Source organism: Bacillus cereus group sp. MYBK101-2 (genome assembly GCF_051918845.1).
Classification (GTDB): domain Bacteria; phylum Bacillota; class Bacilli; order Bacillales; family Bacillaceae_G; genus Bacillus_A; species Bacillus_A paranthracis.
This window is the reverse complement of the sequence record NZ_JBQAIE010000001.1, coordinates 586,468-602,206: the sequence shown is the minus strand read 5'-3', so window position 1 is coordinate 602,206 and position 15,739 is coordinate 586,468. Positions and strand designations below refer to the sequence as shown.

Sequence of the window (15,739 nt, the reverse complement as noted above, 5' to 3'; positions counted from 1 at the left end):
CGAGCTTTTTATTATCTTATTTCTTCATCTACATCCTACTATATGTATAATACCTTTCCCATTAATCTTACAATGAACGATTATGTATTAGGAATTTATGAAAATACATTGCTGATATATGGTATATGGATATAAAATAAGAAAAGAATAATTTTTTTGGCAAATCTTACTGACGAAACTGTAGTATAATATATTGTATTGTATGAAAAAGAGAGTTATTCTATATAAGTGTTTTATAGATAATGTGTAATCAGTCGTCAAAACATGAGGAATGTTGACTCCTGGTTTTTTATTTTGCTGTAACAATGTTTCAGGAGGATGTCATGAAAAGAAGTACCGAGTTTCTAAAAAGTTTAGATGTAAAATTAATTTTAATTTTGTTAGCATTATGTGTTACAAGTATAGCTGCTATATATAGCAGTCAACAAACTGGCCAATATGGAGAGGCAAACTTTGCGATGAAACAAGGTTTGAACTACATAATTGGGGTTGTATTGTTATTGCTTGTTGCAAGCATCGACTTAGATCAATTACAAAAATTGTCTTGGCCACTTTATATCGTTGGATTTGCTTCACTTATTCTTTTGAAAATACTACCGGTTTCCAATTTCACACCTGAAAAATTAGGTGCAAAAAGATGGTTTGTATTTCCACTAGTTGGACAAATTCAGCCATCTGAGTTTTTCAAAATTTCATTGCTTCTCGTAGTAGCAAGTATAGCAGTGAAACATAATGCGCAGTATATGGCAAGGACATTTCAAACGGACTTAAAATTAGTAGGTAAAATTATGCTAGTATCCCTCCCGCCTATGGCTGTTGTATATAGCCAACCGGATACGGGGATGGTGTTCTTATACGCTGCTGCCATTGCATGTATTTTATTTATGTCAGGTATTCAGAAGAAATTGATAGCGTTATGTACAGTTATTCCAGTCACCATACTATCCACGTTAATATTTATTTACGTAAGGTATGAGGATTTCTTCTTTAATAAGTTAGTTACGCTACTAAAACCGCACCAACAATCACGTATTTTAGGTTGGTTAGATCCATTTGAACATACAGATCAAGGTTATCAAACACAGCAATCAATTTTAGCTGTAGGTAGTGGCGGTATGGAAGGGAAAGGGTTTGGCGAAGGGAATGTTTATATCCCTGAGAAGCATACAGACTTTATTTTCGCTACAATTGCCGAAGAAGGTGGATTTATCGTAGCAGCGTTAGTTGTATTCTTGTTCCTCTTACTACTATATAGAACAATTATTATCGGTTATTCTGCTGATAATTTATTCGGTACATTATTATGTGCTGGATCGATTGGGATATTAACGGTTCAAATATTCCAAAATATCGGTATGATTGTTGGATTAATGCCTGTAAAAGGGATTGCATTACCTTTCTTATCGTATGGGGGAAGTTCCTTGTTCTCGAATATGATTATGATGGGTCTCATATTATCGGTACGAAAAACGTATAAAAAGTATATGTTTTCCGTTAAGTAAAAAAAGCTGGTTCGTTTTTAAACGAACCAGCTTTTTTACATATATACTCATAAACGTTGCAAACTAAAACAGACTCGCAGTTTGGGATGTAAGGAGTGCAAAGTGATGCATATGCATATTTTTGAAGGAGCACGGCATCTTTCTAATAGTGAATGGGTTATTCGGGCTATTATAGCATACATATTTTTAATATTAGTTGCGAAAGCAATGGGGCAAAGGTCCATCGCACAACTTCGCTTTTTAGATGTTGTATTGGTGTTATTGCTTGGCGGGAATATTTCTAACGCATTGTCTGATGAAAAAGTAGGATTAATGGGCTCGATGATTACAACGTTTATACTCGTTGTACTTCATATTATAAGTTCAGTTTTAATGTTGAAATGGGATAGATGGAGACGCTTTTTAGAGCCAGCACCTATCATTCTTATACACAATGGCTCCATTGATTTTAGCAATTTGAAAAAAGCGAGAATTACGGTGGAATATTTATTTTCAGAACTTCGTATGCGAAATGTGAGCGATATTCAAACGATCAAATTAGCATTATGGGAAGCGAACGGTGTCGTTTCTATATTTCGGTATCCAGAATATGAGGCAGTTTCCCGACTTGATCTAAAAGTGGCAGGAAAAAAATCTCCAGTTTCTTTTATATTAGTAAAGGATGGGAGCATTCAGCAAGATGTTCTTGCTTTATTAGGGAAAACAGAAGAATGGGCGAGAGAATTTCTAGAGAAAAACGCAGAAGTTGAATCCATTTTGTTAGCTACAGTTGATGAAACACATAAAATAAATATTTTGTTAAAAAAATGAAAAATATACGCATTTTGTCGTTTCATACATATGATACAATAGTGTGGACAACGAAAAAGGAGGGATACGATGGGATATGTAGAAGAATTACGGAAAATAGTTGGTCATCGCCCTTTAATTTTAGTTGGTGCTGTTGTACTCGTTATAAATGAAAATAGATATGTATTATTACAACAAAGAACAGAGCCTTACGGAAAATGGGGGCTGCCTGGCGGATTAATGGAGCTTAGTGAATCACCAGAAGAAACTGCTTTTCGTGAAGTATACGAAGAAACAGGAATAAAGGTGAAGAACCTACGATTAATCAATGTGTTTTCTGGAGCGAACTATTTTACAAAATTAGCAAACGGTGATGAATTTCAATCTGTAACGACCGCTTATTATACGGACGAATACGATGGAGATTTTGTTATGAACAAAGAAGAAGCGGTTCAGCTTAAATTCTTCCCTCTAACAGAACTACCTGACTATATTGTTGGGTCGCATAAAAAAATGATTAGTGAATATATGAAGATTATGGAAAAAAAGATATAATAATAGTGAAAGAAATACAAAAACACAGTTCTGGTTGGTAGTCCAGACGCATGATTTCATGTCAGTAACCTTCCCCTCCGGGATGTCCCGTATTTCTAATTTTTTTAGGGGGGGCTGTCAATGGATTTGACAGTATATCACGATGGCCAATTTTTTGTTGGAATCATTACATGTAAAGAAAAAGGGAAGTTGTATGGAGCGAGGTATATTTTTGGAACGGAACCTTCAGACGAAGAAGTGCTTATATTTGTGAACGGTTCAATGTTAGCGTATTTTCAGCACTTTGCAAAATGTGGCGTGGAAGTGAAAGAAAAACAGCGTCCCAAAAATATAAAGCGGATCATACGACAAGCAGCAAAAGAAGTAAATGTAAACCGCTTTACTAAGGCGCAAGAGGCAATTAGCTTATCTTATGAACTGCATAAACAAGAAAAGAAAGTGCAATCTAAGGAGAAGCGAGAGGCTGAAAAACAAAGAAGACGTTTAATCAAAGTACAAAAAGCAAAGCAAAAACATCGTGGTCATTAAGAAAAGGTGTTAGAGCAAGAGCTCTAACACCTTTTCTATGCTGAAATACAAGTAAACTTACTTGTATTTCATAAACATTAACTGGTAAGATACAAATAGGTAGTTTTAGAGGAGGGAAAAGATTGATTAATTTTAACTTTTTTATGAATGATGTTGTCCGCCAAGCGCGTGAAGAGATTGTCTCTGCTGGATATACAGAATTGACGACGCCAGAAGCAGTAGACGAAGCGTTTAAAAGAAATGGAACAACACTTGTAATGGTAAACTCTGTATGTGGTTGTGCAGGCGGTATTGCTCGTCCTGCTGCTGCGCATTCCGTACATTATGATAAACGACCTAACCATCTTGTAACGGTGTTTGCAGGTCAAGATAAAGAAGCGACAGCAAGAGCTCGTGAATATTTCGAAGGGTACCCACCATCTTCTCCATCATTTGCTTTATTAAAAGATGGAAAAATTGTAACAATGGTAGAACGTCATGAAATTGAAGGTCATGAACCGATGCAAGTTATTGCAAAACTACAATCTTATTTCGAAGAGAATTGCGAAGAACTATAAAAATAAGCAAAAAGGCGGTACGTCCACACTCAAGTGGATGTGCCGCCTTTTTTATTTAGTATTAAAACTTATGGGATATGCATAGTTATGTTTTTTATACAGTATTTTATACATACAAAATGGTATTTGTACTGATAATTTATTTATTTTTATTTTATATATTGCATAAAAATAAAAGTGCTGATACAATACAAACATCGAATAAATATTCTATTAAACTTTTAAATATACATTATTAGGGGGAAGAAAGATGAAGAAGTTATTATCAATATCATTTGCACTTATTTTAATTGTAAGTATGTTCAGTGCTTGTAGTAATGGGGAAGAAAAGGTTACTGGGAAAAATAAGAAAGTACTGGTTATGGGGACTTCAGCAGATTATAAACCATATGAATACGTAGAAGCTTCAAAAAGTGATGAAATTATTGGCTTTGATGTTGATGTTGCTAAATATATCGGAAAAGAACTTGGTTATGAAGTGAAAGTGAAAGATATGGATTTTGGTGGTTTATTAGCATCTCTTAGCTCAGGAAAAGTTGATTTCGTAATGGCAGGTATGACGCCAACTGCAGAGCGTAAAAATAATGTTGATTTCACAGATATTTATTTTGTTGCGAAAAACATGGTTGTTTCTAAAAAGGACTCTAACATTAAATCTGTAGAGGATTTAAAAGGGAAAAAAGTAGGGGTACAAACAGGATCTATTCAAGAAGAGAAAGCTGCAGAATTTAAAAAACAAGTAGATTTCAAAGTTGAGGGACGTGACCGTATACCAGAAATCGTACAAGAAATTAAAGCTGGTCGTTTTGACGCTGCAATTATAGAAGACACAGTTGCTAAAAATTATTTAGAGAAAATGAAAGATTTACAAGGAATTGAAATTAAAGAAGCGCCAGAAGAAGTTGGAGCAGCAATTGCCCTTCCGAAAAATAGTGATAAAACAGCTGAATTTAATAAAGTAATTAAAAAAATGCAAGAAAATGGAGAAATGGATAAATTAGTGAAGAAATGGTTTGGCAGCGAAAAATAAGCTGCCTTTCACTTTTCTGTGAGGGGAATGAAAAGAATGAACTTAGATTTTTCGGCGATTACGCCTTCGATACCGTATATATTAAAAGGCTTAGAAGTTACTTTGAAAATTGTAGCAGTATCAGCTTTAGCAGGGTTTATTTTAGGAACGCTATTAGCACTTTGCAAAATTGCTAGAATACGAGCATTAAATATAGCGGCAGATCTTTATACATCAATTTTCCGTGGTACACCACTTGTATTGCAATTAATGATTATTTATTTCGGTGTCCCGCAAATAATTGGTTATGAAATACCAGCATTCGTAGCAGCTGTACTTGCATTTAGCTTAAATTCAGGTGCATATATGTCAGAAGTAATCCGTGCTGGCATTCAAGCGGTTGATAAAGGACAAACAGAAGCGGCGATGGCTTTAGGAATTCCATACGGAAAAATGATGCGAAATATCATTTTTCCTCAAGCTTTAAAAAATATATTACCGGCACTTGTAAACGAGTTTGCGACACTTACGAAAGAATCGGCTGTAGTAACAGTAATAGGCGCAACGGATTTAATGCGCCGTGCTTACATCGTAGGCGGGGAGACATTTAAATATCTTGAACCATTACTTTTTGTTGGACTCATTTATTATATGCTAGTCATTATTCTTACATTAGTCGGTAAGGCAATTGAAGGGAGAATGAAGAAAAGTGATTAAAATTGAAAACCTTCATAAATCATTTGGAAAAAACGAAGTATTAAAAGGAATTACAACAACGATTGGAAAAGGGGAAGTAGTAGCAATTATTGGACCGTCTGGATCAGGGAAATCAACATTTTTACGTTGTATGAATGTGTTAGAAGCACCGACAAATGGTCACATTTGGATTGGAGCGGAAGAAGTAACGAATCCGAAAACGAATATTATGCACGTCCGTGAAAATGTCGGAATGGTATTTCAGCATTTCCACCTATTTCCTCACATGACTGTATTAGAAAATATTACGTATGCTCCTATCAATGTAAAAGGAGTAACGAAACAAGAAGCTGAAAAGAAAGCCGAAAAACTTTTAGAAAAGGTCGGCTTATTAGATAAAAAAGATACGTATCCGAATCGTCTTTCTGGCGGACAAAAGCAACGTGTAGCAATTGCAAGAGCGTTAGCAATGGAACCAGAAGTAATGTTATTTGATGAACCGACATCAGCACTAGATCCAGAGATGGTAAAAGAAGTGTTAGAAGTTATGAAATCATTAGTTACGACAGGAATGACAATGGCAATTGTTACACATGAAATGGGATTTGCAAAAGAAGTAGCAGATCGTGTTCTCTTTTTAGATGGTGGAAAACTTGTAGAAGATAGTGCGCCAGCACAATTTTTTGCAGCACCGAAAAGTGAGCGTGCGCAACAATTTTTACAAAAAATATTGTAATATGTAAAGGATACGTGAATAATAAGTAGAAAAGGATGACATTGTGTCATCCTTTTTTTATACTAACTGTAAATACGTTTATACATATAGGAGCAATGCTATGTTCAAAATTGGATACCGTACAGTAAAAACAGCAATAGGGACAGGCGCAGCCGTTTTTATTGCTCAGTTATTAGGATTAGAATTTTATAGTTCAGCGGGTATTTTAGTTATATTATGTGTACAAAATACGAAACGTAAATCACTTCAAGTATCGTTACATCGTTTTTTAGCTTGTGTATTATCAATGGTGTTCGCATTTTGTATTTTTGAAACAATTGGATATACACCACTAGCAATTAGCCTATTATTACTTACATTTATTCCGACTGCAGTTATGCTTAAAATTCAAGAAGGTATTGTCACGAGTTCAGTTATTGTGATGCATCTATATTCATTGAAACAAATTACATGGCTTATTGTTGGAAATGAAATTGCGATATTAACGATAGGGATTAGCGTGGCTCTCTTAGTGAATATGTATATGCCAAGTAGTGAAAATAAGCTAAAAGAGTATCAAGGTAAAATAGAAAGTAATTTTAAAACGATTTTGTTTGAAATGGTTGTGTATTTACGAAATCGAGAAAGTAGTTGGAGCGGGGCAGAACTTATTGAAACTGAACAGATGCTAAATGAAGCTAGAGATTTATCGTTTAAGAAACTTGAGAATGCATTTATGCGAGAAGATGACTATTACTATCGCTATTTCAATATGCGCATGCAACAATTCGAAATTTTAGAGCGAATGATTCCGTTAGCAGCTTCTTTATCGTGGACATATGAACAAGCTGACATGATTGCGGATGTGGTTGAAAACATTAGTAATGCTATTAGCCCTCAGAGTACCGGGGTTATTTCTTTAAGACAGCTTCAAGAAATGAGAGAATTATTTAGAGAGATGCCATTGCCGGCTACACGTGAAGAATTTGAGATACGTGCGAAACTTGTTCAACTTGTATACGAAATGGAACAATATTTACTCATTAAAAGTCGTTTTAAGGGAAAGGATAATATAAAAGAACTTATATAGAAGGTAGGAATTATTTATGCCGTATCTTCTCTCTTTCCTATTATGTCTTTCTTTATCGCCTATTTGGCCCCTTGGTGATAATCCACGTGCCGGTGATCCTTTTATTATTGTAAATAAAGCGACGAATAAACTAGCTTATATTGACGATGGGAAGATTCAAAAGGTTTTTCCAGTCGCGACAGGAAAAACAAATGAATTAACCCCAGAGGGAACTTTTGATATTGTAATGAAAGCAAAGGATCCGTATTATATTGCAAAAGATATTCCAGGGGGATCACCGAAAAATCCACTTGGATCTAGGTGGATGGGATTTAATGCACGAGGAACTGATGGGAGTAAGTATGGAATACATGGAACAAACCAACCGAGTTCAATTGGAAAGTATATTTCACAAGGGTGTATAAGAATGAAGAAAAATGATGTGGAGTATTTATTTGATCGTATTCCAATTGGAACGAAAGTGTGGATTGTAAAATCGAAAAAGTCATTTCAGCAATTGGCAAAAGAAAAAGGAGCCATTGCATATGAAAAAGCCAACGAAAAAGTTGGTTTTTTCTATTGTAATAAGTTGTCTTGACATGTGTACATAACCATGCGTTAATGAGAGTATAGAAAGATCAAATTAGATAAAGGAGTTGCTCATATGTACTTGAATCCAAAACTTTCGTATATGCAGTTTTTTATGGGATTTCTATTTATTATTACATTCATATTGGCAACTTTTAATATATGTTCTTATCTTGTAGCGATTGTATGTATGGCATTACTTAATCTTACTTTTGTTATTGGGGCATTTCAGCAGAAACAATATACAAGTTTTGTGATAGCACTTGTAATGTCATTTTTCTTTAGTATTGTAGCGATTGTGCTTTACATAAAATAAACCATCTCGATTTCGAGATGGTTTATTTTATTATGTGTAAAAAGTAAAAAAAGGACGAACAGATCGTCCTTTTTACCAAAACATACTTGCGCCAGCAAGTAATGTTGTTACAAGCATAGAAATTAGCATTACATAAATCATAACTTTTTGAGCTTTTTTATGCATCGTTAAACCTCCTTGCAAATCAGTACAATATCATTGTAACGAGAAATGATATTGTGGACAAGGGGGAGAGAAATGACAAAATTCGAGAAGTGTGTGTAAAGTATAACAGGAAATTTGTATGTACGTAGAGAATATATAAGAATGATAGGGTATAAGTTTTTTGTTATGCAAGCTGAAGAATGGAGATACGATGATGAAAATATATGAAACAAATCGTTTACATTTAAGGGAAATTGATGAGTCGTATGCTGAAAAAGTTCTTCAATATTACGACAGAAATCGTGAATTTTTAAAAGCCTGGGAAGAGTATAGACCGGATGATTTTTTTACGTTAGATTATCAAAAGAAAAAGTTACAAAAGGATAGAAAAGAGATCGCAGAAGGTAAAATCATCAGGCTTTGGATTTTTAAAAAAGGTGATGATACGAAAATAATTGGATGTATTTCATTTAATTTAATTGTTCGTGGAATTTACCAATCTTGTGTACTCGGCTATAAATTAGATAAGGAAGAGTTAAACAAAGGTTATACGACAGAAGCGCTTAGAAAAGCGATTCAAGTTGCTTTTGAGGAATTTCAATTACATCGTATAGAAGCACCGATTATGCCACGAAATTTAGCATCTATACAAGTCGTGACGAAGATAGGTTTTCAGTATGAGGGCGTGTCTAGGAAGATGTTAATGGTTAATGGAGTGTGGGAAGATCATATGCGCTGGGTATTGTTAAATGAGTAATAGAAAGCAGATGGTTATCTAGACATATAAACCGTCTGTTTTTTGTCTTGTATTTCGAAACTTTTGCGAAATTCTGTTATAATTAATAGTGTTACATACATAATGGTAGTGCAGGAGGCGCAGTCTTATGATTAATCAAGAACGTTTAGTAAACGAATTTATGGAGTTAGTACAAGTAGATTCTGAAACGAAATTTGAAGCAGAAATTTGCAAAGTATTAACAAAGAAATTTACAGATTTAGGTGTAGAAGTATTTGAAGATGACACAATGGCTGTTACTGGGCATGGTGCAGGTAACTTAATTTGTACATTACCAGCAACAAAAGATGGTGTTGATACAATTTACTTTACTTCTCATATGGATACAGTAGTTCCTGGTAATGGAATTAAGCCTTCTATTAAAGATGGATATATCGTATCAGATGGTACTACGATTTTAGGTGCAGATGATAAAGCAGGATTAGCATCCATGTTCGAAGCAATCCGTGTTTTAAAAGAGAAGAATATCCCTCATGGTACAATTGAATTTATTATTACAGTTGGAGAAGAATCTGGTCTTGTTGGTGCAAAAGCATTAGATCGTGAGCGCATTACTGCGAAATACGGTTACGCATTAGATAGCGATGGAAAAGTTGGTGAAATCGTTGTTGCAGCTCCAACACAAGCGAAAGTGAATGCGATTATTCGCGGGAAAACAGCTCATGCTGGTGTAGCACCAGAAAAAGGTGTATCTGCAATTACTATCGCAGCGAAAGCAATTGCGAAAATGCCACTTGGCCGTATTGATTCTGAAACAACTGCAAATATTGGACGTTTTGAAGGTGGTACACAAACGAATATCGTTTGCGATCACGTACAAATCTTTGCAGAAGCGCGTTCTTTAATCAATGAAAAAATGGAAGCGCAAGTTGCGAAAATGAAAGAAGCATTTGAAACAACTGCAAAAGAAATGGGCGGTCATGCAGACGTTGAAGTAAACGTTATGTATCCAGGATTTAAATTTGCTGATGGCGATCACGTTGTAGAAGTTGCAAAACGTGCAGCTGAAAAAATTGGTCGTACACCTTCTCTTCACCAAAGTGGTGGCGGAAGTGATGCAAACGTAATTGCAGGACACGGTATTCCAACAGTTAACTTAGCAGTTGGTTATGAAGAAATTCATACAACAAACGAAAAGATTCCTGTTGAAGAATTAGCAAAAACAGCAGAATTAGTTGTTGCAATTATTGAAGAAGTAGCGAAGTAATGTAATAGAAAAAGCGTGTAAATCACAACTGATTTACACGCTTTTTATTTTGATTCGATTGCTTTTACAAGGCGGATAAGCCAATACAAGAAAATCCATGGCAGTATGTAAGTTGTTACTACATGGACTAGGCGAGGGAGAAAACCAGCTATGTTCATATCAAAAATAGGAAGAAGTAAATAATTGATTGCGACGATTAGTATAATTACGAGAAACGTATAATTGAGTTTATCAGTCGATTTCATAATAATCACCCCTGATTACAAATATATCCACTTTATTTAAATTATAGCAATAAATATGATAGAAAAGAACAAGTAATAATTATAATTATTGTGCAAAATTTGATATAATAAAAGAACGAACGTTCTGATTAGGGGGGTGAGTACTATGCGAGAAATGTATCCCAAAAAAGGTCGTGTTATTTTACATGTAGATATGAATTGTTTTTTCGCATCTGTTGAAATTGCTCATGACCCATCATTACAGGGGAAGCCGTTAGCAGTTGCTGGAAATGAAAAAGAAAGAAAAGGAATTATCATCACATGTAGTTATGAGGCGAGAGAATATGGAATACGTACAACGATGCCACTTTGGGAAGCGAAAAGGTTATGTCCACAATTAGTTGTAAGGCGTCCTAATTTTACATTATATCGTGAAGCTTCATTTCAAATGTTTCAAATCCTTTCCCGTTTTACGGAAAAAATACAACCAGTATCAATAGATGAGGGATATTTAGATATTACAGATTGTTACGCACTCGGTTCGCCTCTTGAAATAGCAAAGATGATTCAGCAAGCGTTATTAACAGAGTTACAGTTGCCGTGTAGCATCGGAATTGCTCCAAACCTTTTCCTAGCAAAAACAGCTTCTGATATGAAAAAGCCTCTCGGTATTACCGTGCTCCGAAAACGAGATATTCCAGAAATGATTTGGCCGCTTCCGGTTGGAGCGATGCATGGAATTGGAGAAAAAACAGCTGAGAAATTAAAAGATATTCATATACAAACAATTGAACAGTTAGCAAAAGGAAATGAACATATCATTCGCGCTAAAATTGGAAAGCATGGTGTTGATTTACAAAGGCGGGCAAAAGGTATGGATGATAGGCAAGTTGATCCGAGTCAAATGGGTCAACATAAAAGTGTTGGTAACTCGATGACTTTTTCAAAGGATATGGATGAAGAGAAAGAATTACTTGATATGTTAGAAAGGCTATCAAAATCAGTGAGTAAAAGATTACAAAAGCGAACTCTTGTCAGTTATAATATTCAAATTATGATTAAATATCATGATAGGCGGACAGTAACGAGGAGTAAGCAATTGAAAAATGCCATTTGGGAAGAACGAGATATTTTTCAAGCAGCCTCTCGTTTATGGAAGCAACATTGGGACGGTGATTCCGTTCGTTTATTAGGTGTTACAGCTACTGAAATAGAGTGGAAGACTGAATCGGTGAAACAATTAGATTTGTTTTCATTTGAAGAAGATGCGAAAGAAGAGCCGCTACTTGCTGTTATTGATCAAATTAATGATAAGTATGGAATGCCGCTTTTACAACGAGGTAGTCAATTATTACGTAAGCAAGAAAAGTCTTTTCAGCAAAAATTAGAAAGTAAGTTTATGTAGAAGGTGTCATGAAGCTGTACATATCATGACACCTTTCATTTTTAACTTGCTTCTAAATCTAATGAAGTTTTCCAACCAGCTGCAGTAACGCCAGATTCTAATAGCATTCTGCTCACTATTTTTTCAATTAAGACTGCTGTATTTGTGCTGCAGTGTAATGTCGCTTGTATACACACTTTTTGATTAGAATCTACGTCCTCACTATACAATTCTTTTAAACCAATGCCTTCAGAACTTACCATATGCATAAGTAAAAAACGAATATGGGCTTCATGTTCTTCTGAACAAGTGAGAGAAAGTAAGTAGTTCGTTTGTTCAGGTGATTCTTCTTTTGATTTCTGATTCATAAAGAGAGCGATTGGGCGAAGTAGTATGTTTGCTAGTAAAACACCAGCTGCACCTAATATAGCTGCAATGAGGAAACCAGCGCCTGTAAGAGTACCAACAGCAGCTGCGCACCATAGGGTAGCCGCAGTATTAAGCCCCCTAATACTAAAACCATCGCGGATAATAACGCCGCCTCCTAAAAAACCAATCCCACTGACGACTTGAGAGGCAATACGTGAAGGGCTAGCATCGTGATCAATCATGACGGATAATAAAACAAATATACAGGCACCAAGTGATACGAGAGCATTTGTCCGTAGCCCAGCCATCCTATGTCTCCATTGTCGTTCCATTCCGATGCAAGCACCTACAATAATTGCAATAAATAATCTTAGTACAATGTCATACCATACCATCATGGTCACCTCCATACATATAAGTCCAAGTTATGTTTTTGAGAATGAGCGGGAAGCACCCGCTCATTCTCATTTTTATAACCAGCTATGAAACTTTTTAATATAAAGTTTTTTCAGGAATTGTGTTAAGAAAGCATAGCCTAATAGTATTCCTACTAACCAAGGGAAATAGCTAAGTGGTAATGCTTGTAATCCAACGGCTGCTCCAAGTGGTGAGAATGGAATATAAATTCCGATTATCATAATACAAGCGGTTAATAAAAGAACCGGTACTGATGCGGTACTTTGAATAAATGGAATCTTCTGTGTTCTTATCATGTGAACAATTAAAGTTTGTGTTAGCAATCCAACGACAAACCAACCAGATTGGAATAATGATTGTTCGCTAGCTGTATTTGCACCGAAGACGTTCCACATGACCACATAGGTGATGATATCAAATATGGAACTAATGGGACCGATGCAAATAATGAAGTTCCGTAAATTTGCAGTATCCCATTTTCTTGGTTTTTCTAAAAACTCTTTATCCATTTTGTCCCATGGGATAGACAGTTGTGAAATATCATAAAGTAAGTTTTGAATTAAAAGGTGAATGGCAAGCATCGGCAAGAAAGGAATGAAGGCACTTGCTACTAACACACTAAATACATTTCCGAAGTTAGAGCTCGCTGTCATTTTAATGTATTTCAAAATATTACCGAATGTAGTGCGTCCTTCTAAAATACCTGCTTCTAATATCATTAAACTTTTTTCAAGTAGAATAATATCGGAAGACTCTTTTGCAATATCAGTTGCAGTATCAACAGATATGCCAACGTCAGCTTCCCGTAACGCTACGGCGTCGTTAATGCCATCTCCCATATAACCTACAGTGTGTCCGTTTCCTTGTAATACTCGTATAATGCGGGATTTTTGCATTGGATTTAGTTTAGCAAAAACAGTTGTTTCTTCGGCTAGCTTTGCTAATGCTTTATCAGGTAAAGCATCGATTTCGTAACCAAGGATAGGCTCGCCAATATTTAATCCAACTTCTTTACATACCTTTTTTGTCACGATTTCGTTATCACCAGTTAAAATTTTTACTTGTACACCATGTTTTTGTAATGCTTGAATGGCAGTAGCGGCAGATGGTTTCGGCGGATCTAAAAAGCCAATATATCCAGCGAGAATCATATCATTTTCATCTTGTACGGCGTACTCTTTATTATTTGTTGATCTATTTTTTTTATAAGCTACAGCAATAACGCGCATACCTTCACTATTCAAAGTTTCACTTAGTTGTTTTACATGTAAGCGCATGTCATCGGTAAGAGAAGCAATTTTGCCATCTATTTCAGTGTAGTTGCAAATAGATAAAATTTCTTCTACAGCCCCTTTACAGACCATTGTATGTTCACCTGAATTGTTTTTTACAATGACGGACATACGCCGACGAGCAAAGTCAAATGGAATTTCATCTAGCTTTTGAAAAACAGATGGATCAAATTTTTGATTTTCTTCTGTATGTTTTATAACGGCTTTATCTATTAAATTTTTCAATCCTGTTTGATAGAAGCTATTTAAATAGGCAAAGTGTAATACACGATTACATGTATTACCATTAGGATCTAAGTGGCGAACAAGTACAACTTTATCTTCTGTTAAAGTTCCTGTTTTATCGGTACAAAGAATGTTCATAGCACCTAAGTTTTGAATAGAATTCAGCTGTTTTACAATTACTTTCTGTTTAGACATGTTAACGGCACCTTTAGCTAAATTAGCAGTCACAATCATTGGTAACATTTCAGGTGTTAGACCAACTGCGATTGCAATAGCGAAGAAGAAAGCTTCTTGCCAATCCCCTTTTGTGAATCCGTTAATGAGAAGAACGATAGGTGCCATAATAAGCATGAATGTAATTAAAAGCCAGCTTACTTTGTTTACACCTTTATCAAAGCTTGTTTCTACGCGCTTACCGATTACTTTATTTGCTAAAGAGCCAAAATACGTATCGGTACTTGTGGAGATGACAACCGCTCTTGCACTACCACTTACAATATTTGTCCCCATGAAGCAAAGATTTTCCATATCGAGTGGATTGTAATTTTTTTTCGTGCTTTTCGGTAATAGATGTTTATTTTCTGTATGGTAGCAGTTTTCGTATTTTTCTACAGGAAGTGCTTCTCCTGTTAAAGAAGATTGGTTCACAAATAAATCTTTAGCCGATAAAATACGCACATCAGCTGGAACAATGTCTCCGGCTGAAAGTGAAATAATATCGCCAGGTACAAGTTCCTCAATTGGAATTTCCGTTGTATCAGTTTGCTTTAAAATTTTTACATTTTTTGTTTCGTGTACAAATCCATCTATTCTAAAGACACTCGCCGTTGTTCGAACCATAGCCTTTAACTGCTCTGCAGCTTTTTGAGAACGAAATTCTTGTAAAAAGCGAATCGTTGCACTTAGCATTACCATTACAGATACGACAATCGTTCCTTGTATGTCATCTGTGAAAAAAGAAAGTGCGCCGAGAGCTAATAAAACAAAAATAAATGGATTTTTAAATGCCAGCAGAAATTGAATGTACCACGGTGATGTTTTATTATGAGCTATTTCATTAAGGCCATATAAAGAAAGTCTACGAGACGCTTCTTCTTTAGAGAGTCCATTTTCTGTTGTTTCTAAAAGTCGTAACGCTTTGTTTGCATCCTGCGTTGCGACTTCCACTAATAATTTGTGATTTGTTTTCATACAATCTTGATCGTATGAATGTTTCGTTTCTTGTTTTTGTAAATTTAACATCGGTAGTTCCTCCTTTTTCATGAAGGAGGAAACAAGCTGTTACTCGACTATTTAAAATTAGGAGGAACAGTTTCTTTCCTACCTACATGATGAAATATTAACGTAAAACATATGG

General features: G+C 35.3%; 18 protein-coding genes. 14 read left to right on the top strand and 4 right to left on the bottom strand.

Features of this window, described 5'->3' with window-relative positions:
• The first annotated feature begins 323 nt into the window (after positions 1-323).
• The 11 genes from ACTFSI_RS03165 to ACTFSI_RS03115 all read left to right on the top strand — a co-directional run bounded on the left by ACTFSI_RS03165 (position 324) and on the right by ACTFSI_RS03115 (position 8,324).
• On the top strand, positions 324-1,502 hold the full coding sequence (locus ACTFSI_RS03165) for an FtsW/RodA/SpoVE family cell cycle protein (RefSeq protein ID WP_000831200.1): 1,179 nt from the start codon (positions 324-326) through the stop codon (positions 1,500-1,502).
• Positions 1,503-1,607: 105 nt separating this feature from the next.
• Entirely contained in the window at positions 1,608-2,312 is a 705-nt protein-coding gene (locus tag ACTFSI_RS03160) for a DUF421 domain-containing protein (protein WP_044793833.1), read from the top strand.
• A gap of 69 nt (positions 2,313-2,381) precedes the next feature.
• Positions 2,382-2,846, top strand: coding sequence for an NUDIX hydrolase (locus ACTFSI_RS03155; RefSeq protein ID WP_014481752.1), 465 nt, complete (start codon positions 2,382-2,384; stop codon positions 2,844-2,846).
• 120 nt (positions 2,847-2,966) lie between these two features.
• Positions 2,967-3,374: a YjdF family protein gene (locus ACTFSI_RS03150; RefSeq protein WP_000366594.1), complete on the top strand. Its 408-nt coding sequence runs from the start codon at positions 2,967-2,969 to the stop codon at positions 3,372-3,374.
• A gap of 143 nt (positions 3,375-3,517) precedes the next feature.
• Positions 3,518-3,931, top strand: a complete 414-nt coding sequence (locus ACTFSI_RS03145) for a BrxA/BrxB family bacilliredoxin (protein ID WP_001998211.1) — start codon at positions 3,518-3,520, stop codon at positions 3,929-3,931.
• Between the two features lie 250 nt (positions 3,932-4,181).
• Positions 4,182-4,961 (top strand): transporter substrate-binding domain-containing protein, encoded by a 780-nt coding sequence (locus ACTFSI_RS03140; RefSeq protein WP_000735480.1) that lies wholly within the window; start codon positions 4,182-4,184, stop codon positions 4,959-4,961.
• 36 nt (positions 4,962-4,997) lie between these two features.
• Positions 4,998-5,657 carry an amino acid ABC transporter permease gene (locus tag ACTFSI_RS03135; protein WP_001046919.1) on the top strand — a complete coding sequence of 220 codons (660 nt, stop codon included), beginning with the start codon at positions 4,998-5,000 and terminating at the stop codon, positions 5,655-5,657.
• Positions 5,650-6,372 carry an amino acid ABC transporter ATP-binding protein gene (locus ACTFSI_RS03130; protein WP_044793835.1) on the top strand — a complete coding sequence of 241 codons (723 nt, stop codon included), beginning with the start codon at positions 5,650-5,652 and terminating at the stop codon, positions 6,370-6,372. The genes ACTFSI_RS03135 and ACTFSI_RS03130 overlap by 8 nt, the downstream gene beginning before the upstream one ends.
• A 100-nt stretch (positions 6,373-6,472) precedes the next feature.
• On the top strand, positions 6,473-7,441 hold the full coding sequence (locus ACTFSI_RS03125; protein WP_000472677.1) for an aromatic acid exporter family protein: 969 nt from the start codon (positions 6,473-6,475) through the stop codon (positions 7,439-7,441).
• A gap of 16 nt (positions 7,442-7,457) precedes the next feature.
• Positions 7,458-8,018: a L,D-transpeptidase gene (locus ACTFSI_RS03120; RefSeq protein ID WP_001146556.1), complete on the top strand. Its 561-nt coding sequence runs from the start codon at positions 7,458-7,460 to the stop codon at positions 8,016-8,018.
• 66 nt (positions 8,019-8,084) lie between these two features.
• Complete coding sequence (locus tag ACTFSI_RS03115; protein ID WP_000281163.1) at positions 8,085-8,324, top strand: DUF3894 domain-containing protein; 240 nt, start codon at positions 8,085-8,087, stop codon at positions 8,322-8,324.
• Between the two features lie 72 nt (positions 8,325-8,396).
• Here the strand turns inward: ACTFSI_RS03115 and prli42 are convergent, their stop codons facing one another.
• Positions 8,397-8,489, bottom strand: coding sequence for a stressosome-associated protein Prli42 (prli42, locus tag ACTFSI_RS03110; RefSeq protein ID WP_000549038.1), 93 nt, complete (start codon positions 8,487-8,489; stop codon positions 8,397-8,399).
• Between the two features lie 190 nt (positions 8,490-8,679).
• On the opposite strand from prli42, the gene ACTFSI_RS03105 reads away from it, so the two are divergent.
• Both ACTFSI_RS03105 and ACTFSI_RS03100 read left to right on the top strand, forming a co-directional pair.
• Entirely contained in the window at positions 8,680-9,225 is a 546-nt protein-coding gene (locus ACTFSI_RS03105; protein ID WP_001993297.1) for a GNAT family N-acetyltransferase, read from the top strand.
• Positions 9,226-9,352: 127 nt separating this feature from the next.
• Positions 9,353-10,471, top strand: coding sequence for a tripeptidase T (locus ACTFSI_RS03100; protein WP_000609808.1), 1,119 nt, complete (start codon positions 9,353-9,355; stop codon positions 10,469-10,471).
• A 44-nt stretch (positions 10,472-10,515) separates the two neighbouring features.
• On the opposite strand, the gene ACTFSI_RS03095 is transcribed toward ACTFSI_RS03100, so the two are convergent.
• Positions 10,516-10,716: a hypothetical protein gene (locus tag ACTFSI_RS03095; protein ID WP_000842873.1), complete on the bottom strand. Its 201-nt coding sequence runs from the start codon at positions 10,714-10,716 to the stop codon at positions 10,516-10,518.
• Positions 10,717-10,861: 145 nt separating this feature from the next.
• Here ACTFSI_RS03095 and ACTFSI_RS03090 point away from each other — a divergent pair, with 145 nt between their 5' ends.
• Complete coding sequence (locus ACTFSI_RS03090; protein WP_440045230.1) at positions 10,862-12,100, top strand: DNA polymerase IV; 1,239 nt, start codon at positions 10,862-10,864, stop codon at positions 12,098-12,100.
• Between the two features lie 41 nt (positions 12,101-12,141).
• Here ACTFSI_RS03090 and ACTFSI_RS03085 read toward each other — a convergent pair whose 3' ends face one another.
• Both ACTFSI_RS03085 and mgtA read right to left on the bottom strand, forming a co-directional pair.
• A complete protein-coding gene (locus tag ACTFSI_RS03085; protein WP_000262358.1) occupies positions 12,142-12,843 on the bottom strand; it encodes an MgtC/SapB family protein in 702 nt (233 codons plus the stop codon).
• Positions 12,844-12,918: 75 nt separating this feature from the next.
• Positions 12,919-15,624: a magnesium-translocating P-type ATPase gene (mgtA, locus tag ACTFSI_RS03080; protein ID WP_000933488.1), complete on the bottom strand. Its 2,706-nt coding sequence runs from the start codon at positions 15,622-15,624 to the stop codon at positions 12,919-12,921.
• Positions 15,625-15,739: the final 115 nt, after the last annotated feature.

Bases quoted from the DNA above. Each gene is read 5' to 3' on its own strand.
- ACTFSI_RS03155 (WP_014481752.1), top strand. From the start codon at position 2,382: ATGGGATATGTAGAAGAATTACGGAAAATAGTTGGTCATCGCCCTTTA.
- mgtA (WP_000933488.1), bottom strand. From the start codon at position 15,624: ATGTTAAATTTACAAAAACAAGAAACGAAACATTCATACGATCAAGAT.
- ACTFSI_RS03095 (WP_000842873.1), bottom strand. From the start codon at position 10,716: ATGAAATCGACTGATAAACTCAATTATACGTTTCTCGTAATTATACTA.
- ACTFSI_RS03120 (WP_001146556.1), top strand. From the start codon at position 7,458: ATGCCGTATCTTCTCTCTTTCCTATTATGTCTTTCTTTATCGCCTATT.
- ACTFSI_RS03150 (WP_000366594.1), top strand. From the start codon at position 2,967: ATGGATTTGACAGTATATCACGATGGCCAATTTTTTGTTGGAATCATT.
- ACTFSI_RS03145 (WP_001998211.1), top strand. From the start codon at position 3,518: ATGAATGATGTTGTCCGCCAAGCGCGTGAAGAGATTGTCTCTGCTGGA.
- prli42 (WP_000549038.1), bottom strand. From the start codon at position 8,489: ATGCATAAAAAAGCTCAAAAAGTTATGATTTATGTAATGCTAATTTCT.
- ACTFSI_RS03160 (WP_044793833.1), top strand. From the start codon at position 1,608: ATGCATATGCATATTTTTGAAGGAGCACGGCATCTTTCTAATAGTGAA.
- ACTFSI_RS03100 (WP_000609808.1), top strand. From the start codon at position 9,353: ATGATTAATCAAGAACGTTTAGTAAACGAATTTATGGAGTTAGTACAA.
- ACTFSI_RS03115 (WP_000281163.1), top strand. From the start codon at position 8,085: ATGTACTTGAATCCAAAACTTTCGTATATGCAGTTTTTTATGGGATTT.
- ACTFSI_RS03140 (WP_000735480.1), top strand. From the start codon at position 4,182: ATGAAGAAGTTATTATCAATATCATTTGCACTTATTTTAATTGTAAGT.
- ACTFSI_RS03125 (WP_000472677.1), top strand. From the start codon at position 6,473: ATGTTCAAAATTGGATACCGTACAGTAAAAACAGCAATAGGGACAGGC.
- ACTFSI_RS03090 (WP_440045230.1), top strand. From the start codon at position 10,862: ATGCGAGAAATGTATCCCAAAAAAGGTCGTGTTATTTTACATGTAGAT.
- ACTFSI_RS03165 (WP_000831200.1), top strand. From the start codon at position 324: ATGAAAAGAAGTACCGAGTTTCTAAAAAGTTTAGATGTAAAATTAATT.
- ACTFSI_RS03105 (WP_001993297.1), top strand. From the start codon at position 8,680: ATGATGAAAATATATGAAACAAATCGTTTACATTTAAGGGAAATTGAT.
- ACTFSI_RS03085 (WP_000262358.1), bottom strand. From the start codon at position 12,843: ATGGTATGGTATGACATTGTACTAAGATTATTTATTGCAATTATTGTA.
- ACTFSI_RS03135 (WP_001046919.1), top strand. From the start codon at position 4,998: ATGAACTTAGATTTTTCGGCGATTACGCCTTCGATACCGTATATATTA.